At 73.7% G+C, this 25,746-nt stretch carries 25 protein-coding genes; 12 read left to right on the forward strand and 13 right to left on the reverse strand.

What is annotated here, in order from left to right:
* Positions 1-61 precede the first annotated feature (61 nt).
* A complete protein-coding gene (locus tag AB0H64_RS15760; protein WP_357624321.1) occupies positions 62-1,720 on the forward strand; it encodes a serine/threonine-protein kinase in 1,659 nt (552 codons plus the stop codon).
* Between the two features lie 15 nt (positions 1,721-1,735).
* Here the strand turns inward: AB0H64_RS15760 and AB0H64_RS15765 are convergent, their stop codons facing one another.
* Positions 1,736-2,317, reverse strand: coding sequence for a TetR/AcrR family transcriptional regulator (locus AB0H64_RS15765; RefSeq protein WP_357624324.1), 582 nt, complete (start codon positions 2,315-2,317; stop codon positions 1,736-1,738).
* Between the two features lie 139 nt (positions 2,318-2,456).
* Between AB0H64_RS15765 and AB0H64_RS15770 the strand changes: the two genes are divergently transcribed.
* Together AB0H64_RS15770 and AB0H64_RS15775 are read left to right on the forward strand one after the other, a co-directional pair.
* Positions 2,457-3,998: an ATP-binding cassette domain-containing protein gene (locus AB0H64_RS15770; protein WP_357624326.1), complete on the forward strand. Its 1,542-nt coding sequence runs from the start codon at positions 2,457-2,459 to the stop codon at positions 3,996-3,998.
* Complete coding sequence (locus AB0H64_RS15775) at positions 3,989-4,867, forward strand: virginiamycin B lyase (protein WP_357624328.1); 879 nt, start codon at positions 3,989-3,991, stop codon at positions 4,865-4,867. The genes AB0H64_RS15770 and AB0H64_RS15775 overlap by 10 nt, the downstream gene beginning before the upstream one ends.
* A 62-nt stretch (positions 4,868-4,929) precedes the next feature.
* On the opposite strand, the gene AB0H64_RS15780 is transcribed toward AB0H64_RS15775, so the two are convergent.
* Genes AB0H64_RS15780 through AB0H64_RS15805 form a run of 6 tightly spaced genes read right to left on the reverse strand, consistent with a single transcriptional unit; the run spans position 4,930 to position 10,424 of the window.
* The gene (locus AB0H64_RS15780) at positions 4,930-6,087 is read right to left on the reverse strand and encodes a cytochrome P450 (protein ID WP_357624331.1); all 1,158 of its coding nucleotides are present in this window, start codon (positions 6,085-6,087) and stop codon (positions 4,930-4,932) included.
* Positions 6,075-7,400 carry a cytochrome P450 gene (locus AB0H64_RS15785; RefSeq protein WP_357624333.1) on the reverse strand — a complete coding sequence of 442 codons (1,326 nt, stop codon included), beginning with the start codon at positions 7,398-7,400 and terminating at the stop codon, positions 6,075-6,077. Before AB0H64_RS15785 ends, AB0H64_RS15780 begins: the two co-directional genes overlap by 13 nt.
* Positions 7,397-7,975: an ATP/GTP-binding protein gene (locus AB0H64_RS15790; RefSeq protein WP_357624336.1), complete on the reverse strand. Its 579-nt coding sequence runs from the start codon at positions 7,973-7,975 to the stop codon at positions 7,397-7,399. The genes AB0H64_RS15785 and AB0H64_RS15790 overlap by 4 nt, the downstream gene beginning before the upstream one ends.
* Entirely contained in the window at positions 7,956-8,306 is a 351-nt protein-coding gene (locus AB0H64_RS15795; RefSeq protein ID WP_357624338.1) for a DUF742 domain-containing protein, read from the reverse strand. Before AB0H64_RS15795 ends, AB0H64_RS15790 begins: the two co-directional genes overlap by 20 nt.
* The gene (locus tag AB0H64_RS15800; RefSeq protein WP_357624341.1) at positions 8,303-8,758 is read right to left on the reverse strand and encodes a roadblock/LC7 domain-containing protein; all 456 of its coding nucleotides are present in this window, start codon (positions 8,756-8,758) and stop codon (positions 8,303-8,305) included. The genes AB0H64_RS15795 and AB0H64_RS15800 overlap by 4 nt, the downstream gene beginning before the upstream one ends.
* A gap of 7 nt (positions 8,759-8,765) precedes the next feature.
* The gene (locus AB0H64_RS15805) at positions 8,766-10,424 is read right to left on the reverse strand and encodes a hypothetical protein (RefSeq protein WP_357624344.1); all 1,659 of its coding nucleotides are present in this window, start codon (positions 10,422-10,424) and stop codon (positions 8,766-8,768) included.
* A gap of 331 nt (positions 10,425-10,755) precedes the next feature.
* On the opposite strand from AB0H64_RS15805, the gene AB0H64_RS15810 reads away from it, so the two are divergent.
* Positions 10,756-11,703: a quinone oxidoreductase gene (locus AB0H64_RS15810; RefSeq protein WP_357624346.1), complete on the forward strand. Its 948-nt coding sequence runs from the start codon at positions 10,756-10,758 to the stop codon at positions 11,701-11,703.
* 3 nt (positions 11,704-11,706) lie between these two features.
* On the opposite strand, the gene AB0H64_RS15815 is transcribed toward AB0H64_RS15810, so the two are convergent.
* Positions 11,707-12,927: a low temperature requirement protein A gene (locus AB0H64_RS15815; protein ID WP_357624349.1), complete on the reverse strand. Its 1,221-nt coding sequence runs from the start codon at positions 12,925-12,927 to the stop codon at positions 11,707-11,709.
* Between the two features lie 91 nt (positions 12,928-13,018).
* Between AB0H64_RS15815 and AB0H64_RS15820 the strand changes: the two genes are divergently transcribed.
* The gene (locus AB0H64_RS15820; RefSeq protein ID WP_357624352.1) at positions 13,019-13,642 is read left to right on the forward strand and encodes a LysE family translocator; all 624 of its coding nucleotides are present in this window, start codon (positions 13,019-13,021) and stop codon (positions 13,640-13,642) included.
* 52 nt (positions 13,643-13,694) lie between these two features.
* On the opposite strand, the gene AB0H64_RS15825 is transcribed toward AB0H64_RS15820, so the two are convergent.
* Positions 13,695-15,221, reverse strand: coding sequence for a cobyric acid synthase (locus tag AB0H64_RS15825; protein ID WP_357624550.1), 1,527 nt, complete (start codon positions 15,219-15,221; stop codon positions 13,695-13,697).
* Positions 15,222-15,367: 146 nt separating this feature from the next.
* Between AB0H64_RS15825 and AB0H64_RS15830 the strand changes: the two genes are divergently transcribed.
* Positions 15,368-17,401, forward strand: a complete 2,034-nt coding sequence (locus AB0H64_RS15830) for a serine/threonine-protein kinase (protein WP_357624354.1) — start codon at positions 15,368-15,370, stop codon at positions 17,399-17,401.
* Positions 17,402-17,419: 18 nt separating this feature from the next.
* On the opposite strand, the gene AB0H64_RS15835 is transcribed toward AB0H64_RS15830, so the two are convergent.
* Both AB0H64_RS15835 and AB0H64_RS15840 read right to left on the reverse strand, forming a co-directional pair.
* Positions 17,420-17,833, reverse strand: a complete 414-nt coding sequence (locus tag AB0H64_RS15835; RefSeq protein WP_357624357.1) for a DNA-binding protein — start codon at positions 17,831-17,833, stop codon at positions 17,420-17,422.
* On the reverse strand, positions 17,830-18,093 hold the full coding sequence (locus AB0H64_RS15840) for a CopG family transcriptional regulator (RefSeq protein ID WP_357624359.1): 264 nt from the start codon (positions 18,091-18,093) through the stop codon (positions 17,830-17,832). The genes AB0H64_RS15835 and AB0H64_RS15840 overlap by 4 nt, the downstream gene beginning before the upstream one ends.
* A gap of 81 nt (positions 18,094-18,174) precedes the next feature.
* Between AB0H64_RS15840 and AB0H64_RS15845 the strand changes: the two genes are divergently transcribed.
* The 4 genes from AB0H64_RS15845 to AB0H64_RS15860 all read left to right on the forward strand — a co-directional run bounded on the left by AB0H64_RS15845 (position 18,175) and on the right by AB0H64_RS15860 (position 22,754).
* The gene (locus tag AB0H64_RS15845) at positions 18,175-20,364 is read left to right on the forward strand and encodes a helicase-associated domain-containing protein (protein WP_357624362.1); all 2,190 of its coding nucleotides are present in this window, start codon (positions 18,175-18,177) and stop codon (positions 20,362-20,364) included.
* Positions 20,365-20,437: 73 nt separating this feature from the next.
* Positions 20,438-21,325 (forward strand): diacylglycerol kinase family protein, encoded by an 888-nt coding sequence (locus tag AB0H64_RS15850; RefSeq protein ID WP_357624365.1) that lies wholly within the window; start codon positions 20,438-20,440, stop codon positions 21,323-21,325.
* A 46-nt stretch (positions 21,326-21,371) separates the two neighbouring features.
* A complete protein-coding gene (locus AB0H64_RS15855; protein WP_357624368.1) occupies positions 21,372-21,806 on the forward strand; it encodes an SRPBCC family protein in 435 nt (144 codons plus the stop codon).
* A 66-nt stretch (positions 21,807-21,872) separates the two neighbouring features.
* Positions 21,873-22,754, forward strand: coding sequence for a hypothetical protein (locus AB0H64_RS15860; RefSeq protein ID WP_357624371.1), 882 nt, complete (start codon positions 21,873-21,875; stop codon positions 22,752-22,754).
* Here AB0H64_RS15860 and AB0H64_RS15865 read toward each other — a convergent pair.
* A complete protein-coding gene (locus AB0H64_RS15865; RefSeq protein ID WP_357624374.1) occupies positions 22,733-23,437 on the reverse strand; it encodes a phosphatase PAP2 family protein in 705 nt (234 codons plus the stop codon). The two genes, AB0H64_RS15860 and AB0H64_RS15865, sit on opposite strands and share 22 nt — an antisense overlap.
* Positions 23,421-24,170, reverse strand: a complete 750-nt coding sequence (locus AB0H64_RS15870) for a phosphatase PAP2 family protein (RefSeq protein ID WP_357624377.1) — start codon at positions 24,168-24,170, stop codon at positions 23,421-23,423. Before AB0H64_RS15870 ends, AB0H64_RS15865 begins: the two co-directional genes overlap by 17 nt.
* A gap of 100 nt (positions 24,171-24,270) precedes the next feature.
* On the opposite strand from AB0H64_RS15870, the gene AB0H64_RS15875 reads away from it, so the two are divergent.
* Together AB0H64_RS15875 and AB0H64_RS15880 are read left to right on the forward strand one after the other, a co-directional pair.
* Positions 24,271-25,161, forward strand: a complete 891-nt coding sequence (locus AB0H64_RS15875; protein ID WP_357624380.1) for a diacylglycerol kinase family protein — start codon at positions 24,271-24,273, stop codon at positions 25,159-25,161.
* 59 nt (positions 25,162-25,220) lie between these two features.
* Positions 25,221-25,718: a hypothetical protein gene (locus AB0H64_RS15880; protein WP_357624383.1), complete on the forward strand. Its 498-nt coding sequence runs from the start codon at positions 25,221-25,223 to the stop codon at positions 25,716-25,718.
* Positions 25,719-25,746: the final 28 nt, after the last annotated feature.

Here is a 25,746-nt window from a genome sequence, read left to right on the forward strand (position 1 = left end):
GTCGGCGGCGAGCCCGTGTCGGCACACCCGGACGAGGCCGATATCGGTAAGCTAACCCGCCGTGAGCGGTGAAACCTCCCACATCGGGCGCTACAGGTTGCTGAGCGTGCTGGGCAGGGGCGGGATGGGCACGGTGCACCTCGCCGAGGACACCGCGGGTCAGCGCGTCGCCATCAAGGTGATCAACGCGGAGTTCAGCCAGCACGAGCAGTTCCGCATGCGTTTTCGCAGGGAGGCCGACGCCGCCCGGCGGGTGCGCAGGTTCTGTACCGCCGCGGTCCTGGAGGCGGCCCTCGACGGCCGGATCCTCTACGTCGTCACCGAGTACGTGCCCGGCCCCAACCTGGAGCAGGCCGTCGAGCAGTCCGGGCCGCTGCGCGGGTCCAGCCTCGACGCGCTGGCCGTCAGCGTGGCCACCGCCCTGACCGCCATCCACGGGGCCGGGGTGGTCCACCGCGACCTCAAGCCGTCCAACGTGCTGCTGTCGCCCGTCGGCCCCCGGGTGATCGACTTCGGCATCGCGCGGGCGCTCGACACGCTCAGCGGGGTCACGGGCACCGGCGAGATCGTCGGCACGCCCCGCTACATGGCGCCCGAAGTGCTGCGGGGCGACCCGGTGTCGCCGGCGTGCGACGTGTTCTCGTGGGGCTGCCTGGTGGCGTACGCGGCGAGCGGCAGGGCGCCGTTCGGCGGCGAGACGCTGCCCGCGATCGTCTACCAGGTGCTCAACACCGAGCCCGACCTCAGCCAGGTCGATCCGTCGCTGCGCGAGCTGGTCGCCGCCGCCCTGCGCAAGGACCCGGCGGCCCGGCCGACGGCGCAGCAGCTCCTCGACCACCTGGTGGGCCGCTCGGCGGCGCCGGAGCACGCGGCGCGGACGGTGCGGCTGAGCTGGCAGCAGCAGGGGACGACGCCGTTCACCGAGCCGGGCCTCCCGCACCCGGTCCCGGGCGGCGGGCCGGCGTCCTCCGCACGCGGCCGCAGGCGGGGGCTCCTGGCCGCCGGGCTGGCCGTCGGCACGGTGGCGCTCGCCGGCGCGGTCCTGGCGGCGTGGACGTTCCTGTCGCCCGGCGGGCCGCCCGAGGGGCCGACGCTCCTCCAGGAGGACTTCACCCAGACCTCCGGCGGCTGGGGCGGCACCTACGACCCCGACGAGACCGCCTCCTACGGCTACCGCACCGACGGCACGTTCGGCCTCGACGTGGAGGAGGACTACGAGGAGCGCCGGATCAAGGCGCCCACGTCGTACCTCATCGCCACGCCGACGGGGACGCCGCTGCCGTCGAGCACCCCGACGCCGATGATGCCGCAGAGCGTGGTCGTCGGCGTCACCGCGCAGGTGCGGCAGGTCGTCGGCAGCGGCGAGTACGGCGTGTACTGCCGCTCGGCCGACGACCGCACCTCCTACGAGTTCGGCCTGGACACCTCGGGGCAGGCCCGCATCCGGCGCATCGTGGACGGTTCGGGCGGCACGCTGGCGCAGCCGGTCAAGGTGGACGGCCTGCCGGGCAAGGCCCGCATCGAGGCGTCGTGCGAGCAGCGCGGGAGCGCGGTGCGGCTGACGATGTGGGTCAACGGCGATCGGGTCCAGCAGGTGGACGACCCGAACGGGCTCGGCAACGGGTACGTGGGGCTGTTCGCCCGCACGCCCAAGGACAGCGAGTCGGTGCTGCGCACCACGTTCGACGACTTCGACCTGCGGGGTCAGCAGCAGACCTGACCTCTTCGGAGGAGCTCAGAGGACGCCCGCGCGGGCGGCGGCCAGGGCGGCGTCCGCGGCGCGGTCGGCGTCGTCCCGGCTCACCGGCTCGTGGGCGACGAACAGCCGGTAGTAGACGGGCGCCACCGCGACCCGGATCACCTCCCGGGCGTCGACCGTGACGGGCAGCTCGCCCCGCTCCACGCCCCGCCGCACGACCTGGGCCGACTGGTCGTGGCGGGCCTCGAAGAAGGCGCGCAGGGCCCGCGCCGCCTCGGGGCTCTGCATGGCCGCCGCCACGAACGCCGACGACACGGGCCCCAGCTCGGGATCCTCGAACCCGCTCCGCACCAGCTCGACGACGCCCCGCAGGTCGCCCTGGACCGTGCCGGTGTCGGGGATCGGCCACGGCTCGCCGGCGGCCAGCTCAAGGGCGTCGGCGACGAGCCCTTCGACGGTGCCCCACCGCCGGTAGACGGTCGTCTTGTGGACTCCCGAGCGCTCGGCCACGTTGTCCACGGTCAGGCCGCGGAACCCGTGCTCGCCCAGCTCGGCGAGCGTCGCCCGCCGCACGGCGTCACGCACGCGCGCGCTGCGTCCACCAGGCCGCTTGATCACTTCCAAAGACTACTCCAGTTGCTTTAAGCCCTCACCTCTGTCACACTAAAGCTACCTTAGTTGCGATTGGAGCTCCATCCTGACCATCCTGCTTCGAGACATCACCAAGTCCTACGGCCACCGCAGGGTCCTGTCCGGCGTGTCCGTGTCCGTCCAGCCGGGCGAGCGCCTGGGCATCGTGGGCGAGAACGGCTCGGGCAAGTCCACGCTGCTGCGGCTCCTGGCCGGCGTGGAGCGGCCCGACTCCGGCGAGGTCGTCGTGACGGGCGAGATCGGCCACCTCGGCCAGACGCTCGGCCTGCCGCCGCACCTCACGGTCCGGCAGGCGATCGACGCCGCGCTGGCGGGGCTCAGAGCGATGGAGCGCCGCCTGCGCGACATCGAGGCCGCCCTCGCCGCCGCCCCCGCCGAGGGCTGCGACGCCCTGCTGGAGGAGTACGGCGAACTGCTCACGGCCTTCGAGGCGCGGGGCGGCTACGAGGCCGACGCCCAGGTCGACAAGGCCCTGCACGCCCTCGGCCTGCCCCACCTCGCCACAGGCCCCACCCCTTCGCTCCTCGAGCAGGAGCACCGCACCCTGGGAAGCCTGTCCGGGGGCGAGCAGGCCCGGCTCGGGCTGGCGTGCGTGCTGGCCGCCGCCCCCGCGACGCTGCTGCTGGACGAGCCCACCAACCATCTCGACGAGTCCGCGCTCGGCTGGCTGGAGGAGCGGCTGCGCGGCTACCCGGGCACGGTCGTGGTCGTGTCCCACGACCGGATCTTCCTTGACCGGGTGGTCACCGCCGTGATCGAGGTCGAGGGCGGCGGCGTCACCCGCTTCGGCGGGGGCTACACCGGCTTCCTGGCCGCCAAGGCGGCGGCCAGGGCGCGCTGGGAGCAGGCGTACACCGCCTGGCGCGAGGAGGTCCGCCAGGTGCGCGAGCACGCCGCGACGACCGCCCACCGCGTCGCCGTCGGCCGCGGCATGCGCGACAACAACAAGATGGCCTACGACCGCAACGCCGGCCGCGTCCAGAGCTCGATCGCCGGCCGCGTCCGCAACGCGCAGCAGCGTCTGCGCCGCCTGGAGGAGAACCCGGTCCCCCGGCCGCCGGCTCCCCTCCGCTTCCACGGCGCCTTCGCCGACGTGGCCGGCGGCATCCCCGGCCCGGCGGCCGAGTTGCGCGATGTTCGCGTGGGCGATCGGCTGCACGTCGAGTCGCTGGTGGGGGGGGCCGGTGACCGGCTGCTCGTGCACGGGCACAACGGCGCGGGCAAGTCCACGCTGCTGCGGGCCGTCGCCGAGCGGGCCCGTGGCCGGGTGGGTCACCTCGCCCAGGAGACGGTCTTCGACCCGTCCCTTCCGGTGCTGGAGGCGTACGGCCACGGCCATCCCGACGAGCGCCGGGCCGCGCTGCTCGCCACCGGGCTGTTCCGGGCGGAGACGCTCGACCTCAGGGTGGGCGCGCTGTCCGTGGGTCAGCGGCGCAGGCTGGCGCTGGCCCGGCTGCTCGCCGAGGAGCACGACGTGCTACTGCTGGACGAGCCGACCAACCACCTGTCCCCGGAGCTCGCCGAGGAGCTGGAGCAGGCACTCGACCACTACACGGGCACCCTCGTGGTGGTCACGCACGACCGCGCGCTGCGGAAGCGATTCCGGGGGACGCGGCTGGAAGTCTCAGGAGGACGCGTATGTCACTGACCATGATCCCGCAGGGCGCCCCCTACGGCGTCGCGACCGGCCCCGACGGGGCGCTGTGGTTCACGCTGGTCCATCAGGGGATGGTGGGCAGGCTCGTGCCCGGCGAGGAGCCGGTCGTCCACCGGCTCGACCCGGCCGACGGCGGACCGACCGTGATCACACCGGGCGCCGACGGGGCCATGTGGTTCACCGAGTTCCAGGGCGGCCGCGTCGGTCGCGTCACGGAGACGGGCGAGGTGACGTCCTTCGCGGTCGGCGCGCCGTACGGCATCGCGACCGGGCCGGACGGGGCGATGTGGTTCACCCGGCTGCAGGCCGACCGCGTCGGGCGGATCGCCGGCGACGGCACGGTGACCGAGTTCGAGGTGCCGGTGAAGGGCGGCATGCCCTCGACCATCACCGCCGGGCCGGACGACGCCTTGTGGTTCACGCTCAACCAGGGCGACGCCGTCGGCCGGGTCACGCTCGACGGCGAGATGACGATCCACCGGCTGCCCACGCCCGGGGCCGCCCCGGTGGGCATCACGGCCGGACCCGACGGCGCGCTGTGGTTCGTGGAGATCGGCGCCGGGCAGATCGGGCGCGTCACCGTGACCGGCGAGATCACCGAGTTCCCGCTGCCGGACCGCGCCTGCCGCCCGCACGCCGTCATCACGGGACCGGACGGGGCGCTGTGGTTCACGGAGTGGGCCGCCGACCGCCTCGGCCGCATCACCGTGGACGGCAAGGTGGACGAGCACGACCTGACCGCGACGGGCCTGGGAGCCGGTGACGTGCGCGCGGAGCCGCACGGCCTCACGGTCGGGCCCGACGGGGCCATCTGGGTGGCCCTCGAAGCGGGCGCGCTCGCCCGGGTGGAGATCCCCTGACACCCTTGCGCGCCGCGCCGGCCGCGCGGCCCGGAGGCGGACTCCGGGCCGCGGCCCGGTGGTCAGCGGTGCAGGAGCAGGGGGAGCTCGCTCCAGCCGTGCGCGATGAACGACGGCACGTGCGTGAGCCGGTCCGCCTCCACCGCCAGGCGCAGGTCGGGGAAGCGGGCGAACAGCGCCGGCAGCGCCGTGAGCGCCTCCTGGCGGGCCAGCGGGGCGCCGATGCAGCGGTGCACGCCGATCCCGAACGCGAGGTGCTCGTCCCGCTCCTGGCTGGCGTCGAAGGCCGCCGCGTCCGGCCCGTGCTGGTCCGGGTCGTGCCCGGCGGCGAGGTAGGAGGTGATGATCGCGTCCCCCGCCTCGATCCGCACGCCGCCCACGTCGATCGCCTCGACGGCGAAGCGCAGCGGCAGGTGGGCGATGGACGGCGCCCAGCGCAGCGTCTCCTCGACCACGGCCTCCCACGAGATCTCTCCCGCTAGCGTGCGCCGGAGCTGGTCGGGGTGGGTGAGCAGGGCGTGCACGGCGTTGCCGATCAGATTGACCGTGGTCTCGTGCCCGGCGGCGATGAGCAGCAGCAGGGTGTCGCGCAGCTCGTCGTCGCTCAGCGACGCGCCCCCGCCCACGCCGGCGGCGCTGTTGTCGCGGACGTTGATCAGCTCCGTGGTGAGGTCGTCGCCCGGGTGCTCGCGCTTGTAGGCCACCAGCGCGGGCAGCACCGTGCCGATCTGGGCCGCCGTGGCCGCCGCCTGCTCGGGGGTGGCGGAGGTGTCCATGATGGCCTCCATCATCTGGGCCATCTCCTCCCGCATGTGCGCGGGGACGCCGAACAGCTCGCAGATCACCCGCATCGGCAGCGGGTGGGCGTAGGCGGCGCGCAGGTCCACGACCTGGCCCGGCGGCACGGCGGCCATGGCGTCCAGCAGCTCCGCGACGATGCCCTCGACGATCGGCTGCATCGCCCGGGAACGGCGCGCCGTGAAACTGGGGGCCACGAGCTTGCGCAGCCGCCGGTGCTCCTCGCCGTACGCGCTCAGCATGTTGGACACGCCGATCCAGGTCATGATCCAGGTCCAGCCGGGCTCCGAGAGGGCCCGCGGCAGCAGCCGCCAGTGCCGCTTGTCCTTGCTGACCAGGGGGTTGAGGACCAGCTCCTTGAGCAGGTCGTGGCGTGTGACGGCCCAGGCGGGGATTCCTCCGGCCAGCTCTACGAGGACCACGGGGCCGAGGTCACGTAACCTGCGGACCTCTCCGGGAAGGTCTCGGCCGAAGGGATCGAGGACGACGGGGGCTGCACTGCCCAAGGGGATTCTCCAGGCTGATCGGGACGGATAGGGGTGAAACGGACCGGAAGGTGGGCGAGCGACCGGTGGAACGGCCCGGGCCGCCAGGACAGCTCCTCGCGGGGCACGGTCAGCTCCAGGTCGCACAGGTGGGAGGTCAGGCGCTCGATCGCGGTCATCGCGATGAGCATGGCCGGGTCGCTGACGGGGCAGCGGTGCGGCCCGGCGCCGAAGCCCAGGTAGGCGCCCCCGTCCGAGCGCAGCCCGCCGGGCACGTTGGCGGGCTCGGTGTTGGCCCCGGCGTAGGAGACCAGGACCAGCTCGGCCGGCCGGATCCAGGTGCCGTGGAAGTGCAGGGGCTGCCGCACGAAGTAGGGGCCGTAGTTGGCCATGGCGGGCTCGGCGCGCAGCGCCTCCAGGAGCGCGTCGTACGTGCTCAGCGCTCCGTTGCTCAGCGAGCTGTAGTAGCGGTCGTCGCTGACCATGCGGGAGATGGCGTTGGAGATGAGGCTGGCCGTGGGCTCGTAGCTGGCGGCCACCACCAGGACGAGCTGCCAGATGAGCTCGTCCTGGCTCAGCCCGGCGGGATGGTCGATCAACCAGGAGGTGAGGTCGTCGCCCCGCTCGGCGTACTTGGCCGTGACCAGCTCGCCGAGGTAGCGGCTGAAGGCGTCCAGTCCGCGGGCGCCGGCCTCGCCGTCGGCCTCCATCAGGTCCGACAGTGCGCTGATCAGGGCGTCGCTGTCGGAGTCGGGGCGGCCGAAGAGCCGGTTGAAGATCTTCAGCGGGATGGGCTTGGCGAAGTCGCCGGCCAGGTCGGCCTCTCCGGTCGCGGCGAAGCGGGCGATGAGCGAGTCGGACACCTCGATCACGAGCTGGCGCAGCTTGTGCGGCTGGACCATGCCGAAGCAGTCCATGATCGCCGTGCGGTAGCGGGTGTGCTCCGCCCCGTCGGAGAACAATGCGTTGGGCCGGTAGCCGAGCATGCCGACCGCGCCGGCCGCCTCCGGGGTCTCGGGCAGGGTGGCCATCCAGTCGCGGGAGTCCTTGCTCCACGCGCCCCCCACGTTGGTGAGCACGTCCACGGCGGCCTGGTAGCCGATCACTAGGTGCGCCCCGATCCCGGGCGAGATCTCGACGGGCGCCACCGCGCCGTGCCGCGCGCGCAGCGACGCGTACACCGCCTGCGGGTCTCGGGCGAACTCCGGCCCGTACAGGCGGCCGGCGTCGGGGATGTAGCGCAGCGTCATGAAAGAACCAGCTCTCTGATGTGCTCCACCAGCGCGATCAGCGAGGCGCGGGCGGACACGGGGTCACGTGCGTCGCACACCAGCAGCGGCGTGCGCGGGTCCAGGTCCAGCGCCTTGCGCAGGACGTCGGCCGGGTAGTGGGGCGAGTCGGGGAAGTGGTTGACGGCCACCGCGTAGCGGATGCCGGCGCCCTCCACCAGGTCCAGGACGGCGAAGCTGTCGTCGATGCGGCGGGTGTCGGCCAGCACCAGCACCCCCAGCGCCCCCCGGACCAGCTCGTCCCACAGGACCTGGAACCGGGTCTGCCCCGGCGCCCCGAACAGATAGAGCACCACACCGGGCAGGGTGAGGCGGCCGAAGTCGATCGCCGTCGTGGTCGTGGTCTTCTCGTTGACGCCGGTCAGGTCGTCGACCAGCGTGCCGGCCTGCGTCAGCACCTCCTCGGTGTTGAGCGGCGCGATCTCCGAGAGGGCGTTGACGATGGTGGTCTTGCCCACGCCGAACGGCCCGGCGATGACCAGCTTGACCGGTATGTGATCGGCACTGATCCGGCCGTCAGAGGGCGCGAAGGCCACTGAGCACCAACTCCAAGATCTCCAGGTCGGGCAGGTCGGCGGGAGGCGGGTCGCGGGTCAGCAGCGTCCCTCCGGCCACCAGCCCGGCCACCAGCAGACGCACCACGCAGTACGGCAGGCCGAGGTGCGCGGCGCATTCGTACACCGACAGCGGCCCCTCCCCCAGCAGGGTCAGCAGGTGCGACGCCGGCGGGTCCAGCCCGTTGGCGACCACGTCCGGAGCGACGTAGACGAGGGTGGTCCGCTCGATGCTGATGTGCTCGGGCACGGCCACCCTGGCGGCGGCCATGTAGTCCGGTACGACACGCCGCCGTTGCCGCCCGGAGCTCATGCCCGGACGCCCGGCGTCCTGGCCGCGCTGGCCTCGTCGAGCGCCTTGATCAGCTTCTGCACCTGGAGCTGGACCTCGTAGGCCAGGGAGCCGATGTTGACCGCTCCGGTGGCCGCCACCACGATGGCGGCCCGCTCGCCCGCGGGGGCGATGTAGTAGTACCCGGTGCCCGCCGAGATGACGATGTCCACCACCTCGCCGTCGGCGCCGTTGCTGAGGCCGTCGCACAGGGCGCGCGCGGCGCCCAGCACCGAGCTGGTCATGGCGGCGGCGCGCTCCCCCGACTCGACCGACGTGCCGGCGGAGCCGCCGAGGATGAGCCCGTCACGGCTCAGCACCACGCCCCGGCTGACGCCGGGCAGCGCCAGCAGCGGCGCCAGGACCCAGGACACGTCTAGCGAGAGCGGGCGGCCCTTGGTCTGCGCGGTGGGGGCTGCGGAGTGGGCGTCCATGGGGTGGTCAGTTCCCTTCGGTGAAGTCGTGCGGCTGGGACGGGAGCGCTTCGCGGCGGCCCGCTTCGGCCCCGGTCTGGAAGTCTCCCCACCTCCTCTGGGCCTCCTCCGGAGTGGTGAGCGCCTTGTCCGCGGAGCCGCCGGAGCGTCCGGCCGGGCCGCCGGAGCGTCCGGGGGTGGCGCCGGGCGTCTGGCGGCGGCGGCGCTGGGGCAGCCCCGGGAAGGGCTCCCCGGACTCGGTCCGTCCCGGCTCGCCGGTCACCTGCGGGGGCACGGGGCCGGACGCGGAGGCGGACAACGGGGCGCCGATCGGCCCCGTGGCCGGCTCGCTGATCGGCACGGTCGCCGGCGAAGGGGCCGGCGACGGGATCTGCGGAGCGGCAGGCACGGCAGCAGGCACAGCGGCCGGGCCGCCGATCCTGGGCGCCGTCATGGCGGGCTCCCGGCGGAGCGTCGCGGCCGGGACGGCCCTGACCGGCTCGGGCGCCAGCACCGAGGGCCGGATGTGCTCCGGCATCTCCACCAGCAGCTCGTTCGGGATGCCGACCACGGCCTGGACCCCTCCGAAGGCGCTCTTCTTGACCGTGACCTGCATGCCGTAGTGCGCCACCTGGCGGCCGATCGCCGCCCAGCCGGTGTGCGGCGGGTTGCCGAGGTCGATCAGCCGCACGGGCTGGGCGCCGCTGAGCAGGCGGGTGGCGCGGGCGTACTGCTCCTCGTTCAGCCCCACCCCGGCGTCGTCGATGACGATGGCGGCGCCGGTGTTGGTCTCGTGCACGGCGATGGACACCTTGAGCGTGCCGTGGGAGTGGTGGACCGCGTTGGCCAGCAGCTCGGAGGTGATGAACAGGATCGGCTCCGCGGCGCGGGCGGCCACGCCGACCCGGCGGCGCAGGTGGTTGGCCGGCCCCTCGACGCGCTGCTCGAAGTTCTCGACGCGGGAGATGGCGCCCACCATCAGGTCCACGAGGTAGGTGTCGTCGCGCGACAGGCCGGGCGTGGCCCCGCAGGCGATGCCGGTGGCCTGGACGCGCCGGATGACGAGCTCGTTGAACATGTCGAGCCCCAGCACCTCGCGCATCAGCGCCGTGTGCTCGTCGCCGCTGTAGCGCCGCTGCACGTCCGCGAGCAGGTCCTGGGCGCGCAGCGCCTGGGTCTGGACGCGGGACATCGCGCCCCTGACGACCGCCTGGGCCGCCTCGTCGACGCGCTCCCCCTCGTCGCGGACGGCGCGGGCGACCGCGTCGAGGATGCCGCGGTGCAGCCGGTCGATCTCGGTGCCGGCCAGGGCCGGGTTCTGCGTGCCGGGCACGATCACGTGCGGGGACCGCAGGTGCGAGACCAGCGCCGGGATCCGCTTGTCGAGCAGGTACTCCGTCTCGGCGCACACCAGCTCGTACTGGCCGCGGGCGTCGCGGACGGCCTCGGCCGCCTCCAGGGCCTTGCGCTCCGCGGCCTCCTGGAGCCGGCGCTCGGCCTCCCTCAGCCGCTGGTCCCGGGCGCTGGTCTCGCGTGACAGGTGCTCCTGCGCCTGCCGGGCCTGGGCCAGTTGGCCGCGGGTCAGGGCCAGCTCCCGACGTGCGCGGAGGTGGACGAGCAGGACGCCCGCGACGGCGAGAACGGCGACGCCGATCACTGTCGCGACGATGAGGGAGTCTTGCGGCATGAGAATCCTGAGGTCGGGGGGAGGACGAGCCGGGCGGGAGAAGGCCGCCGGTGGGAGGCGTCAGCGAGCCGCGTCGCCGTCCCGGGACGGCCGGCTCGGGCCGCGTCCACGCGCCGCCCGCCGCCGTAAGCGGCCGGGCCGGCTCCATGCCCGGCGCGACCGCGTCGCGGGCAGGGTGTGGCCATCCGGCATGAGCGTCCTCTGAATCAGTGAGCAGCGGCCAATCAGTTGTCCCAGTATTCCGTTTTAGTCACATTAGTCAACTGTGAGTGAGCGCTTTCCGTTGAGGGGCGGTGGAATCGGATGACCCGAGCAGGGGTTGACTAGGGGCATGCGAGCCATAGTGATCGCCGCCCACGGCGGCCCAGAGGTCCTCGAGTACGTCGAACGTCCCGACCCCGAGCCGGGCCAGGGCGAGGTGGTGGTGGACGTCGCGGCCGCCGGAGTGAACTACATCGACACCTACCACCGCTCCGGGGCGTACCCGCTGGCGCTGCCGGCCGCGATCGGCTCCGAGGGGGCGGGCGCCGTGTCGGCCGTCGGCCCCGGCGTGCGGGACGTGGCCGTGGGCGACATCGTGGCGTGGGCGAGCGTGCTCGGGAGCTACGCCGAGAAGGCCGTGGTGCCGGCCGACCGGCTGGTGCCGGTGCCGGACGGCGTGGACGCCGAGCTGGCCGCCGCCACGATGCTGCAGGGCATGACGGCCCACTACCTCACCCACTCGACCCACGCCGTGCGCGAGGGCGACCACGTGCTCGTGCACGCCGGCGCCGGCGGCATGGGGCAGCTCCTCATCCAGCTCGCCAAGCTCAGGGGCGCCAAGGTCCACGCCACGGTGTCCACCGCCGAGAAGGAGAAGCTGGCCCGCGAGGCGGGGGCCGACGAGGTGCTGCGCTACGACGACTTCGCCGAGGCGCTGAGCGGGCGGATGGACGTGGTCTACGACGGGGTGGGCGCCGCGACGTTCGACGGCGGGCTGAAGGCGCTGCGCCCGCGCGGCCTCATGGCCCTGTACGGCGCGGCCAGCGGCCCGGTCCCGCCCGTGGACCCGCAGACGCTCAACAAGAACGGCTCCCTCTTCCTCACCCGCCCGACCCTGGTCCACTACATCGCCGAGCGGGAGGAGCTGCTCCAGCGGGCCTCGGACCTGTTCGGGTGGATCAGGGAGGGACGGCTGCGGATCAACGTCTCCGCGCGCTACCCGCTGGCGGAGGCGGCGCGGGCCCACGAGGACCTGACCTCGCGCCGCACCACGGGCAAGCTGCTGCTGATCCCCTGACGCTCAGGCGGCCGAGGGCGAAGCCGCCTCCACGGCACTGCCGCCGCGGGGGCGGTAGGCGACCCGCCACAAAGCCACGAGCAGCAGCAGGGCCACCACGCCCCACCCCGGCAGGAGACCCGACACCGCCGCCACCACCAGCGGCGCCACGACGGCGGGCAGCGCCCAGCACCAGAGCCACAGGCGTCCGGCCCGCGCCGCGAAGCCCAGGACGGCGGAGGCCGCGAAGTAGACGGCCAGCCCGCCGCCCATGACCCAGCCGGTGCCGCCGTGCAGGTGCTCCTCCGGGGCGGCGGCGACCACGCCCAGACCGGCCGCCGTCGCGGTGATGCCGGCCGTCATGGCGAAGTGCGCGGGCAGCGCGACGTACGGCTTGAGCCCCCGCTCGCCGACGCCCGGGACGGCGCTCAGGCCGTACTGGAGCGTGAGCCACCACAGCGAGACGATCAGCCCGAACCCGGCCACGGCGGCGAGCCCGAGCGACGGCTGCCAGTCATGGCCCGACGCGGCGAGGACGACCTGCATGACCGCCTCCCCCAGCACGATGATCACGAACAGGCCGAGGCGCTCCCCCAGGTGGGCGGGGTCGAGGACGGCGGCGGTGACGGTGCGGGGCGGGTGCGCCCGCCGGCCGGCCGCTTCCCTGTGCCGCTGCCGCCGCTCCACGCGCTCGGCCTGGCGCCGCATCTCCTCGACGAAACGCTCGGGCCGGCGGCTCTGCGCCACCGAGAAGACCACGTCGAGCAGGACGCCGAGCCCCCACAGGGCGTACGCGAGCGGCGGATCCACCCAGATGGAGGCGAACCACGGCGCCAGCCCCGCGCCGAGCTGCGCCGCCGGCCAGGCCGTCATGATGGTGCCCGAAGCCTGCAGGGACTGGGAGGCGCTGATGCGGCAGGCGATGTAGGCGGCGATGAACCAGCCGTCGTGCGTGCCGACGCCGGCGATCTCGTGGGCGACGTCGGGCGCGGCGGCGGCCATGACGGCGATGCCGAACATGCCGATCAGCATGCTGCGCGTGTGGGTCTGCTCGGCGCGGACGTTGGAGTAGAGCGTCAGCGACGTCCACACGCTCCACACCGCGTAGTAGAGCACCGCGAACAGGGCGACGTTCGCCCACGTCGGGTGTGCGAGGCGGTGGGCGAGCTGGGCCACCGCCACCACCACGACCAGGTCGAAGAACAGTTCAAGCCAGCTCGCGTGGCGCTCTCCCGCTTCTTTCACGGCTCACGAGAATAGATCGCCGGGATCGCGTCACCTGCCGCGGGGATGGTGATCCGCCCGGTTCGACTCGGTTTGGATAGGGTTCGGCGCTATGGAGATCGGTGCCTCTGTCGCGTCGTTCGCCGTGGTCGTCGCGTTCCTGACGCTGACGCCGGGGCTGGACACGGCGCTCATCCTGCGGACCTCCGTCGTCGCCGGGCGGCGGACGGCGTGGGGCGTCGTGCTGGGCATCCAGCTCGGCACGCTGGTCTGGGGCGTGCTCACCGCCGCCGGGCTGTCCGCGCTGCTCGCGGCCTCCCAGCTCGCCTACGACGTGCTGCGCTGGGCGGGGGCGGCGTACCTGGTGTGGATGGGCGTGCGGATGCTGCTCACCCGGGGTACGGCCGCGCCGGAGGAGGCGGAGGGGCGTCAGGGGACGCGGTTCCGGACCGGGTTCCGTCGCGGGCTGGTGACGAACCTGCTGAACCCCAAGGTGGGCGCCTTCTACGTGGCGATGCTGCCGCAGTTCATCCCGGACGGCGCCCCGCACGCCGCCATGGGGCTGCTGCTGGCGGGCGTGCACGTGACCGAGGGGCTGGTGTGGAGCACCGTGCTCATCGGGTTCGCGACGCTGATGGCCGGAGTGCTGCGCACGCCCCGGGTCCGGCGGCTGCTGGACCGGGTCACGGGCGTGGTCATCGTGGGCTTCGGCCTGCGGCTCGCCGTCGACAGGTGAGCGTAGACAGGTGAGCGTCGACGGGTGAGCGCGGCGCACAACCGCCGCGCGCCTACGGGACGGGGTCGGGAGCGCCCGGCGGGAGGAACGGCAGCTCCGGCGGGCCGTGCTCGATGAGGCGCAGCAGGGCCGTCGTGTCGACGTGCCGCTCCACGAGGTCGCCCAGCGCGTCCAGGCGCTCCTCGCGCAGCCGGGCGAAGTCCGTGCCCGGCGCGGGCGTGAAGTCGCGCCCCGCCTCCCGGGCCACGTCCGCGAGGAAGGCGCGCCGGAAGCCGTCGTTCTCCAGCGCGCCGTGCCAGGTGGTGCCCCAGACGTTCGCGACGCGGCAGCCGTCCAGGAACGGCTCGCCGCCCTCCACCGACGGGACGCCGTGGTGGATCTCGTACGCGGTGACCGGCCGGCCGTAGGCGTGCCCGGAGGGCCGGCCGAGCACCTTGTCCGGGACGAACGCGAACCGCACCGGCAGCATCCCGAGCCCGTCCACCCGGCCCGCGCCCGACTCGACCTCGTCCACGATCTCCCGGCCGAGCATCTGGAAGCCGCCGCAGACGCCGAGGATCGGCCCCTTGCGCGCCAGCAGCGCGGCGGCCAGTCCGGTGCGGCGCAGCCAGTCCAGGTCGTCGACCGTGGCCCGCGAGCCGGGCAGGATCACCAGGTCGGCGTCGTCGAGGTCGGCCGCGGCCGTGACGAACCGCACCACCACCCCCGGCTCGGCCGCCAGCGCGTCCACGTCGGTGAAGTTCGACATCCGCGGCAGGCGGACCACGGCCACGCGCAGCGTCTGCCGCCCGTACGGCTCCCGCCCGACCGCCGGGCGCGAGTCCAGCGCAAGGGAGTCCTCGACGTCCAGCCACATGCCGTCGGCCCACGGCAGCACGCCGTACACCTCGCGGCCCGTCAGCGCCCGGATCTGGTCGAGGCCGGGCCGCAGCAGCTCGGGCGCCCCGCGGAACTTGTTCACCACGAACCCGGCCACCAGCGCCTGGTCGGCCGCCTCCAGGAGCCCGACCGTGCCGTAGAAGGAGGCGAACACCCCTCCCCTGTCGATGTCGCCCACCACGATCACGGGCAGGCCGGCGGCCCGGGCCAGCCCCATGTTGGCCAGGTCGCCGCGCCGCAGGTTGATCTCGGCGGGGCTGCCGGCGCCCTCGCAGACCACGACGTCGTACCGGCTCCTGAGGCGGTCCAGGGAGCGCAGCGCGGTGGCGCGCAGCATGTCGCGCACCCGGCCGTACTCCATCGCGTCGACGTCGGCGACGGGCCGGCCGAGCAGCACGACCTGGCTGCGGCGGTCGCTGCCCGGCTTGAGCAGGACGGGGTTCATGTCGGCGTCCGGCTCGACGCCGGCCGCCTGCGCCTGCACCGCCTGGGCCCGCCCGATCTCGGCGCCGTCGACCGTGACGTAGGAGTTCAGCGACATGTTCTGCGCCTTGAACGGCGCCACGCGGACTCCCTGACGGGCCAGCCACCTGCAGATTCCGGCGGTCACCACGCTCTTGCCCGCGTCGGAGGACGTCCCCGCGACGAGCAGCGCGCCCTTGACCGCCCGCACGCTTCCCACGCCCGGATCCTCCCACATCTCCCTATTCGGCAGGCCGGGGGACAGCGCGTCCGGCTCAGGCGGGATCTCCAGCACGCCGGCTGACCCCGCTTCCGGGGGAAGGCCGTGCGGCCCTAGGGTGTGGATCGCCCCACAGATCACAGCACGTCCGGGAAGGGAGCGGGATGCCGGGTTCACGCCCGCTCCGGCCAGGCGACCCCGAGCGGATCGGCGCGTACCGGCTCGTCGGCGTGCTCGGCTCCGGCGGCCAGGGCGTCGTCTACCGGGGCGTGGGCGACGGCGGCGGCGACGTCGCGGTCAAGGTCGTGCACAGCCATCTGAGCCAGGACGACGCCGCCGCCAAGGGCTTCCTGCGGGAGGTGGAGGCGGCGCGCCGGGTGGCCGCGTTCTGCACCGCCACCGTGCTCGACATGGGGATGCTGGGCGACCGGCCGTACATCGTGAGCGAGTACGTCCCCGGCGACACCCTCCAGGCTGTCGTCCGCGCCGAGGGCCCGCGGAGCGGAGGGGCGCTCGACCGGCTGGCGATCTCGACGCTCACCGCGCTGGCCGCGATCCACGACGCCGGGATCGCGCACCGCGACTTCAAGCCGGGCAACGTGCTGATGGGGCCCGAGGGGCCGATCGTCATCGACTTCGGCATCGCCAAGGCGCTGGACGCCACCACCCTCGCCTCCGGCCCGGTCGGCACTCCCGCGTACATGTCGCCCGAGCAGTTCAGGGGCGAGCGGGTCGGGGCGCCGTCGGACCTGTTCAGCTGGGCGGGCACGATGGTGTTCGCCGCGACCGGGCATCCACCCTTTCCGGGTGAGACGGTGCCGGCTCTCCTGAACGGCATCCTCAGCAGGGACCCCGACCTGACCGGCGTTCCGCCCCGCCTCGCGGGACCGATCCAGGAGTGCCTGTCCAAGGACCCGGCGGCCCGGCCGACGGCTCCCGAGCTGCTGCAACGGCTGATCGGTACCGGGCCGGGAACGGCGGACCCCGTCCCCGTCCCCCCGCCCCCAGGCATCGGGGTGGCCTCGGACATCCGGGAGGCGGCGACCGAGCCGAGCCGGCCAAGGACGTTCAGCCGGCGGGCCCTGATCGGCGGGGCCGCGGTCACCGCCGCCGCGGCCGTCTCCGCGCTCGCCGTGCTCGGGCGCCGCAACCAGGCCGTCCGGCCGTCCCCGACCGGGACACCCACGCCCAGTGCCTCCTCCTCCCCCAGCGCGACGCCCACGTCGCAGCCGTTCGGTACGGCCCTCACGCGCCCCGTCGCCCTCACCGAGGAGTGGGGCACGGCCACCGTGCTCACCGCCACCGGCGCCCTGGTGGCCTGCGGCACCGACAAGGGCACCGTGCTCGCCTGGGACACCGCCCAGGCGGCGGCCACCCGCCTCGGCGACGGCGGCGCCTCGGTGACCGCGGTGGCGTGCGGCGAGCGGGACGGCAGTCCCGTCGTCGCCTCCGGCCACGACGACGGCCGGATGCGCCTGTGGAGCCTGACGGGCGAGAGCCTGGCCGACCATCGCGCCACCGACCCCGTCATCGGGGTCACCGTCGCCGGCCGCCCTGTCGCGGTGTCGCAGAAGTACGACGGCCAGACCGACCTCTACGGCGTCGTACGGCTGTGGGACATCACCACCGGCAAGCAGATCGGGCCCACGATCACCGACCACTTCCAGGGCGTCGACTGCCTGGCCTTCGGCACGCTCGGCGGGAAGCCCGTGCTGGTCACCGGCGACGGCAACAACCGGATCCGGGTGCGGCGGCTGTCGGACGGCAAGGTGACAGGCACGTTCGTCACCGGCGAGATCGGCGGCGTCCAGCGGCTGGCCTGCGACGAGATCGACGGCAAGGCCGTCCTGGTCTCCGCCCACCTGGACGCCACCCTCCGCGTGTACGACCTGGCCACCGGCAAGCGCCGCAAGAAGTGGAGGTTCAGCGAGCAGAGCCCCGACGACCGGGGCGTGGCCGCGCTCGCCACGGGCCGCAGCGGCGACGTCCCCATCGCGGTCGCCGTGCACACCCCGTCCGGCGGCGACGTCCTCGTCCGCGTCTGGAACCTCACCGACGGAGAGGTCATCGGCGCCCTCGGGCCGGGCCCCGGCGGCCCGATCCTCACGGCCACCATGGCCCGGGCCACCGGCCTCCCGGTGGTGACGGGCGTCACCGAGGACCGCACGCTGCGCACCTGGAACATCGGCCCGGCCTGACGCCGTCCGGAGGACTGATCACACTTTGACGAGGGTGACGTGCCCTCCACACAGGTTCGCGAGGTCTTCGGGGTCCGAGGTGAGGGCCGTGACCGGTCCCGGAGCGGCGAGGGCGGTGGCGCAGAGCATCGCGACGATGGCGTGCTTGTGACCGTCCAGGCCTTGCTCCGACAGCAGGGCCGCGGCCCGGCGGGCGATGGCCTCGGTGACAGGCTCGACCACGATGCGAGACAGCGTCCATTCGAGCGCCGTTCGCCTGATCCGGGGGTGGACCACCTCGACCAGGGTGGCCGCGCTCGTGATCACACGGAGATCGTCGGCCCTCGCCAGGGCCAGCCACGCGGTCACATCGCGATCGCGCAGCACGGCCTTCGCCAGTCCTTCGCCGTCGAGCACGAGCGTGCCTCCCGGCACGGCCGTGGCGCGCGTCATGCGGCGTTCGTGCCCGAACCGCCCTGCCGCTCGCGGGCGTACTGCAGCCGCTGGCGTCTCTCCTGGATCTCTTCCTCCGTGACAGGACCGTGCTCGGCCTCAGCCACGGATATGAGCTCGTTGAGGTCGTCCCGTTCGATCTGGCGGGCGACGGCGGCCGCCACGTATGCCGACAGACCCGACGGACCGCTGCGCGTGCGAGCCGCCTCCGCGATGTCGCGAGGCATGGTGATGGAGTACTTCCGAGTAGCCTCACTCATGCTGCTTATCCTACCATCGATACCCCTAGCACTTGCCTAAGTTCACAGGGAGCGGCGCATTCCGGCGTTAGGCTCTTGGCCATGTCGCGAGACAACGCCCTGATCGAATGGCTGGCCACCCGAACGGAAGGCCAGCTCGAACTCCTGGCGGCTCGGGCCGGACTGCGGCGTGGACGCGACCTTTCGCCACAGCAGCTGGCCCACCACCTCACGATCGAACAGGTGACGGCGCAGCTCGCCACGTTCTGCACCCTCCCGGAGCTCCAGGCGCTCGGAGCGGTGGCGTGGCTGGCCGCCCAGGCGCACGGCCCCCTGTCCGGCGACCGCTGGCAGACGCCCGATCCCGCTGAGCGCGCGGTGCCGCGGACCGAGGTGGTCGGCCTCCTGGCCGGCCAGGACCCGGACCTGCGCGAGCAGGCGCGGGCGGCCCTGGAGCGGCTGGCGGACCAGGCCCTGCTGCTGCCGCCGCACGGCGACCTGGTCCTCGCGCCGGCCTTCGTGCACCGGCACCTGGCGGAGATCATGGGTCTGGGCCGCCCGGCAGGGCAGCTCATCGCCCGCCACTTCAGCGCGCAGGAGGTTCACCGGACGGCCGCCGCGCTCGGGCTGGCCAAGGCGCCGAACCGGCAGGCCGCCGAGCGGGAGGTGGTCGCCTGCCTGACCGACCCGGCCCGGCTGCACGCCCTGCTGGAAGCGGCGCCCGGCTCCGCCAGGACCCTTCTGGACCGGCTGGCGCACGAAGGCCCCCTGATCGAGGCCGGCTGCTTCCATCCCGCGGGACCGCACGGCTACACCTTCGGCGACAAGTACGTCTTCCACCCGGGAGGATCCGGGCACGACGGCGCCGACTGGCTGGCGGCCCGCGGGCTCCTGCTCCCGTCCGGTGTGCCGGGCGTGGCCGAGCTGCCGGCCGAGGTGGCGATCGTGGTCCGCGGAGAGGCCCTGGCCACGTTCACGCCGGAACCTCCCGCCCCTGGCGAGCTGCCTGCGGCCGACGGGGCCGAGGGCGCCGCGCAGGCCGCGCTCGGCGCGCTGTCCTGGCGGCTCGAACGGCTGCTCGCCAGGTGCGCGGAGCAGCCGCTGTCCGTGCGCAAGAACGGCGGCATCGCGGTCCGCGACACCAGGCGGCTGGCCAAGAGCATCGGGCAGCCGGAGGACGTGACCCGCCTGATGCTGGACCTGTGCGTCCAGGCCGGGCTGCTGGGCGTGCAGGCCGAGCCCGTCGAGCCGCCCGCTCGCCGCCGCGGCAGAGCGCCTGACCCCGTCCACGTGGTGCTGCCCACCAGCGCGTACGACCGGTGGCTGTCATGGCCTCCCGGCCGCCGGCTGGCGCCGATCGTGATCGCCTGGGCCACCTGCCGCGACATCCCGCTGTGGTGGCCCGACCCGGAGGTGACGCCCGTCGCCCTGGCCGAGCCCGACGACCTCGACGCCGTCGGCCTGCGTTACGCGACGCTGGAGGCGCTGGCCGCCGCCCCGGGACGGCGCGCCGCCGACGCGGTGCCGTACGTGCTGGCCGCCGCGACCTGGCACCGCCCCCTGAGGATGGGCGACGGCGTCAGCGCCCCTCACCGGATCGAGGCCACGCTCCGCGAGGCCGAGCTCCTCGGCGTCACCGGACAGGGCGCGCTGACCGGGCTCGGCCGTGCCGTGCTCGACCTGCTGCGCACCGGCCAGGCGTGGAGGAAGCCGGCCACGGCCCTGGAGCCCGTTCTGACCGGGATGCTGCCGCCGCCGCAGGCCAGGGCCCGCTTCCAGAGCGACCTGACGGCCGTGGTGGCGGGCACGCCCACCTCCGCGCTGTCGTCGCTGCTGGACGTGGTCGGCGTCCGTGAATCGGAGGGACACGCGGTCGTGTGGCGTATCGGAACCGCTTCGGTGCGGCACGCGCTCGACGCGGGCCACGAGGCCGGCGAGCTCCTCGAACGACTCCGCGCCGTGTCGCAGGACGACCTTCCCCAGCCGCTCGAGTACCTGGTCAAGGATGTCGGCCGGACCCACGGGCGGATGCGGGTGGTCAGATCCGGGTGCTGCGTCCGCTCCGACGACGAGGCTCTTCTCGCCGAGCTCGTCCGCGCCAAGGCGTTGCGGAAGCTCGGTCTGCGCCTGATCGCGCCGACCGTGCTCATCAGCGCGTGCCCGGAACGCGAGACACTCGACGCGCTGCGCGCCGCCGGGTACGCCCCCGCGCTGGAGGCCGAGACGGGCGCCACCCTGGTCGAGCGGCCCCCGAGCAGGCGCGCGGCGCCGAGGCCGGCCCGGCGCACCTGACGGCCGCTTCGCCCTCGAGGGGACTCTCGGGCGCGGAACGGGGTAGACGGCGGCGGGTGAGAAGGGAGCACTCGTGCGCCGACTGCTGGCCATCGTCAACTCCTCGGCCGGAGGCACGGATGAGGACGTGCTGTCCGAGGTCCTGTCCGAGCTGACCCGGCACGCCGACACCGTGGAGGCCCGGATCAAGGACCCGTCCGAGCTGCCCGGCCTGCTGGGGGAGCATCGCGGGCGCGACCCGGTGGTGCTCGGCGGGGACGGCTCGCTGCACTGCCTGGTGGCGGCGCTGGCCGAGCGGGGCGAGCTGGACTCCCGGACGGTCGGGCTGGTCCCCATGGGCACCGGCAACGACCTGGCCCGCGCCCTGGGCCTGCCGCTCGACCCGGTGCGGGCGGCCCGGGTGGCGGCCACCGGGGAGCCACGCGCGCTCGACCTGCTGCGCGACGACGAGGGGGGCGTCGTGGTCAACGCCGTGCACGCCGGGGTCGGGGTCGAGGCCGCGCGCACGGCCCAGCCGCTCAAGCCGTACCTACGGCGCTTCGCGTACGCGGCCGGCAGCGTGATCGCCGGTGTGCGGACCCGTGGCGTGCCGCTGCGGGTGGAGGTGGACGGCGAGGTGATCGCGGACGGGCGCCGCCGGGTGCTCATGGTCGGCATCGGCAACGGCCGCACCATCGGCGGCGGCACGCCCATCACCCCCGACGCCGGCCCCGCCGACCGGGTCGCCGACGTGATGGTCTCCTTCGCCACGGGCCCGCTCCGCCGCCTGTGCTACGCCGTGTTGCTGAAACTGGGGCGGCACACCAGCGGGACGGACGTCGTGACGGTCCGCGGCTCACGCGTCCGCCTGTCCGGCCCCCCGGTGCGCGTCAACGCGGACGGCGAGCTGATCGGCCCGTACACCGCCCGCACCTGGACCGTGGCCCCCCACGCCTGGCGCGTGACCCTCCCGCGTGGGTGAAACCGCCCGTTCACCGGCATCTCGGCCAACCCCCTATCATCGCCGGGTGATCGAGCTTCAGGAGGACGGTGAGATCGCCTGCCCGGCCGCGCGTGTGTGGGCGGTCGTCGCCGACTACGGCCAGGACCCACGCTGGCGCAAGGGCGTGGAGACGATGGCGCCGCGCCCCGAAGGCATCGTCCGGGTGGGCACGACCACCGCCGAGGTGATGCGGTTCGCGGGCCGGACCTACCGCAACGGCGGCGAGGTCATCGAGGTGGAGCCGGGCCGCTCGTTCGCCTGGCGCACCACCTCGGGGATCGACGCCGAGGGCGGCAGGCTCGTCGAGCCGCTCGGCGAGAACCGCTGCCGCTTCACCTTCCACGTGCGCGTCACCCCACGCGCGACCTCCGAGAGGTTGCTGGAGCCGGCGCTGAGGTGGTTGCTGCGGCGGACGATCCGCGCCGACGTCCGCCGCTTGGCCGGCCTCTACGCTTCCTGACCCCGTCCGAGCCGTCGCGACGGCGAAACGCTCATCCCCTGGCCTGACGCCTCATAGCATGCGCGCATGACGACGCACCGATTCACGCTCACCGCCGAGGGGCCGTTCGACTTCGGGGCCTCGTTGCGTTTCGTCGAGGACTGGCCGGCCACCAGCGCGCTGCCCTCCGACGGGCGGGCGCTGCGCTTCGCCTACTGCGCGGAGGCCGACTGGCTGCCGATCGGCGTGAGCGTGACCGCCGCGCCGGGCGGGGTCGCCGTGGCCACGACGCGGGCCGCGGGGCCGGGCATCCGGGGTGAGGTGGCCCGCATCCTGTCCCTCGACGTGGACGGCGCCGGCTTCGCCAAGGTCGGCGAGGCCGACCCGGTGCTCGGCGACCTGCAGCGGCGCCGTCCCGGGCTGCGGCCGGTGTGCTTCTGGAGCCCGTGGGAGGCGGCGTGCTGGGCGGTGATCGTGCAGCGCTCGTCGATGCTGATCGCCTCCCGGATCAAGCAGCGCATCGCCGAGCGGTACGGCGCGCGGGTCACCGCGGACGATCGGACGTACACGGCGTTCCCGCCGCCCATGACGCTGGTGGACGCCGACGGCCTCGGCCTTCCCGCGCAGAAGGAGGAATGGCTGCGCGGGCTGGCCCGCGCGGCCCTCGACGGCGTCCTCACCACCGAGCACCTGCGCTCGCTCGCCCCGGAGGAGGCCCTGGCCGAGCTGCGCGCCCTGCCCGGCGTGGGACCGTTCTCAGCGGGCCTGATCCTCATCCGCGGCGCGGGCGCGCCCGACGCGTTCCCGGGCGACGAGCCGCGCCTGTTCGCCATCCTGCGCGAGGCGTACGGCCTGCCGGAGGACGCGCCGCCCGCCGCGTACCGGAGGCTGGCCGAGGCGTGGCGGCCCTACCGCTCCTGGGCCTCCTTCGCGTTCCGGGCGTCGACCTACGGCGTCATGGACGACTGAGCGCCCCGCACGGCCTGCGGCGCAGAGGCCCGCGCCCGTGTCCGCGAGCGCCGGTACAGGATCGCGCGGGCGGCCACCACGACGCAGACGACGCCGAGCAGCAGCCCCCAGGTGATGTCGGTGAGGAAGTGCATGCCGCGGTACAGGCGGGAGAAGGCGACGGCGAGCGGGGCGGCGATGCCGACCACCCAGATCACCACCTGGAGCGCCCGGTTGCGGACGTGCGTGGCCAGGACGAGCGCGACCCCGCAGTAGAACGCGACGGCGGCGCTGACGTGTCCCGACGGGAAGCTGGAGGTCGGCGGGGCCGGGTCGAGGTGCTCCACCGGCGGCCGGTGCCGCCCGACGACCTCGGTCACGGCCAGGAAGACGAGCGACTGGCTCCAGACAGCCGCGACGAGGAAGACCGACTCGCGCCATCGCCCGTACGCGAGCCGGAAGAGGATCACGGCGATCGCGGTGAGCGCCACGATGTACGGGGTGTCCGACAGGCTGCTGCCGAAGTCGGTGAGCGTGTTCCCCAGCGAGGTGCGGTCGGCGGCCAGGGCCCGGCTGACACCCGCCTCGCCGGTCGGCACGGCGAGGATCAGCTTGCCCACGCCGTAGGTCACGCCCGCCAGCAGGAGCAGCGGCAGTAAGAGCGTCAGCGCGTAGTGCTTCACGTGCTCAGTTCCTGTGGTCATGGGTCACCTTCACCTGTTCGGGTTCCACTCCCTCGGCCAGCGGCGAGACGGGCCTGCGGCCCTCCTCACGCCGCCACGTCTCGAATCCCGCCGCGGTGGCCGCGACCACCGCGACGCCCAGCACGATCCCCGCCACCACGTCGCTCACCCAGTGCACGCCGAGCGCGATCCTCGTGTAACCGACCGACAGCACGAGGAACCAGGCGACGCACCAGGCCACCCACCGCCCCCAGCGGGGCAGGTGCGGCAGCAGGAGAAGGACGACCACTCCGGCGCCGAGCGTCACGTTGACCGCGTGGCCCGAGGGGAAGGAGTCGCCCGGCGCGAGCGCGACGGGGTCGGGAAGGCGCGGCCTGGCCCGGGCGACGACGATCTTCAGCGCGAGGCCGAGCAGCCCGCCCACGGTCACGGTGGTGACCGCCCAGACGGCCAGCCGCGGCGCCCCCTTGCGCAGCAGCCAGGCGGCGAACGCGATGACCGCGATCCGCCACGGCCACGGCCCGAACAGGTCCGTCCACACGATGAGCAGCCGGGTCACGCCCGGATGAGCCAGCGCGTACTCGTGCAGATCCGCGGCGACCCCCGCGTCCAGCCCGTTGAGCGGCATCTTGGCCACGACGAGCAGCAGGCCGAACGGGACCATGACCAGCGCCACCGCGAGGCTGGCGAGCGTCAGGCGCAGCCCCAGGCGGCTGTCGCCGTCGGCGCGGGCCTTCCGCTGTTGAAGCGTCATGGTTGCGGGCCCTTTCTGCGAGATACGTTCGCGGTCGGCTACCCCGGCGGCCGGAGATGATTCCTGCCTGAACGACAGCGGCGAGGGTAGTCGGGGTGGCATGTCCCCCACCGTGGCGGTCGTCGCGCACCGCAAGAAGATCCTGGGCGCGGGCCTGGACCGGCTCCGCGTGCTCATCACCGAACAGAACGTGGGCGATCTCCTCTGGTACGAGGTGCCCAAGAGCAGGAAGGCGCCGAAGAAGGTCCGCCAGGCGCTCAAGCAGGGCGCCGACCTGGTGTTCGTCTGGGGCGGCGACGGCATGGTGCAGCGCTGCGCCGACGTGATGGCCGGCACCGGCGTGCCCATGGCGATCCTCCCGGCGGGGACCGCGAACCTGTTCGCCACCAATCTCGGCATCCCCGTCGACCTGGAGGAGTCGGTGCGGATCGGCTTCCACGGCCGGCGGGAGAAGCTGGACCTGGGGCTGCTGAACGGGGAGCACTTCGCGGTCATGGCGGGCGCCGGGTTCGAGGCCGAGATGATCTCCGACGCCGACGGGCAGGCCAAGAGACGGCTCGGCAAGCTGAGCTACGTCAAGGCGGCCGTCCGGCACGTCGGCGGGCCGCTGGTGCCGATGAAGATCAAGGTGGACGGGACGACCTGGTTCGAGGGCGACGCGAGCTGCCTGCTGCTGGGCAACGTGAGCAGGATCGCCGGCGGCATCGACGCGTTCGACGACGCCCGGCCGGACGACGGCTGGCTGGAGGTGGGCGTCTCCACCGCCAAGGGGCCGATCCAGTGGGCCCGGGTGCTCGGCAAGATGGCCGGGGGCCGCTCCGACGAGTCCCCGTTCGTCCGGATCACGCGCGCCAGGAAGGTGTCCGCCCGGTTCGGCGCGCCGCTGACGTACGAGCTGGACGGCGGAGAACGCGAGGCCACCACCCGGCTCAAGGCCAAGGCCGTCCCCGGAGCGCTCACCCTCTGTTTACCGGAGACGGCGACGATCTAGGGCGAGGTGACAACTTCTTCTCCCCTTCGGCCGTCAGACCGTGCATGATCCGAAACACGATGACCCGTACCGCACTGGCGACGCTGGTGACGGCCGGCCTGACGCTGGGCGCCGTCGCGCCCGCCGCCCACGCCGCCACCTCCGGGACCACGTTCGGCCCCGCAGGCTACGGGGGCGTGAAGCTGGGGATGAGCGCCAAGGCCGCCCAGGCCACCGGCAAGATCTCCCACAAGAAGGGGCTCGACTCCGAGACCTGCACCGGCTGGCAGCTCAAGGCGCATCCGACCGGTGGCGACGGCGTCGGGCTCTACATCTCCAAGAAGCACGGCGTCGCGATGATCTTCGCTCCGAAGGGCGCCAAGACGCCGGCGGGCATCGGCCTGGGCTCCACGTACAAGCAGATCAAGAAGGTCTATCCCAAGGTGAAGACGGCCGCGAGCGGCTACCCGTACGTGGACGTCCCCGGCGTCCCCGGGGCCTACTACTCGTTCCTCCTCCAGAAGGGCAAGGTGTACGAGATGGCGCTGGCGCTCCACAAGCAGGACTGCGCCAACTGACCCTGCGCATGACGTGAAGGGCCACCGC

It is taken from the genome of Nonomuraea sp. NPDC050733 (assembly GCF_040654215.1).
Lineage (GTDB): Bacteria > Actinomycetota > Actinomycetes > Streptosporangiales > Streptosporangiaceae > Nonomuraea.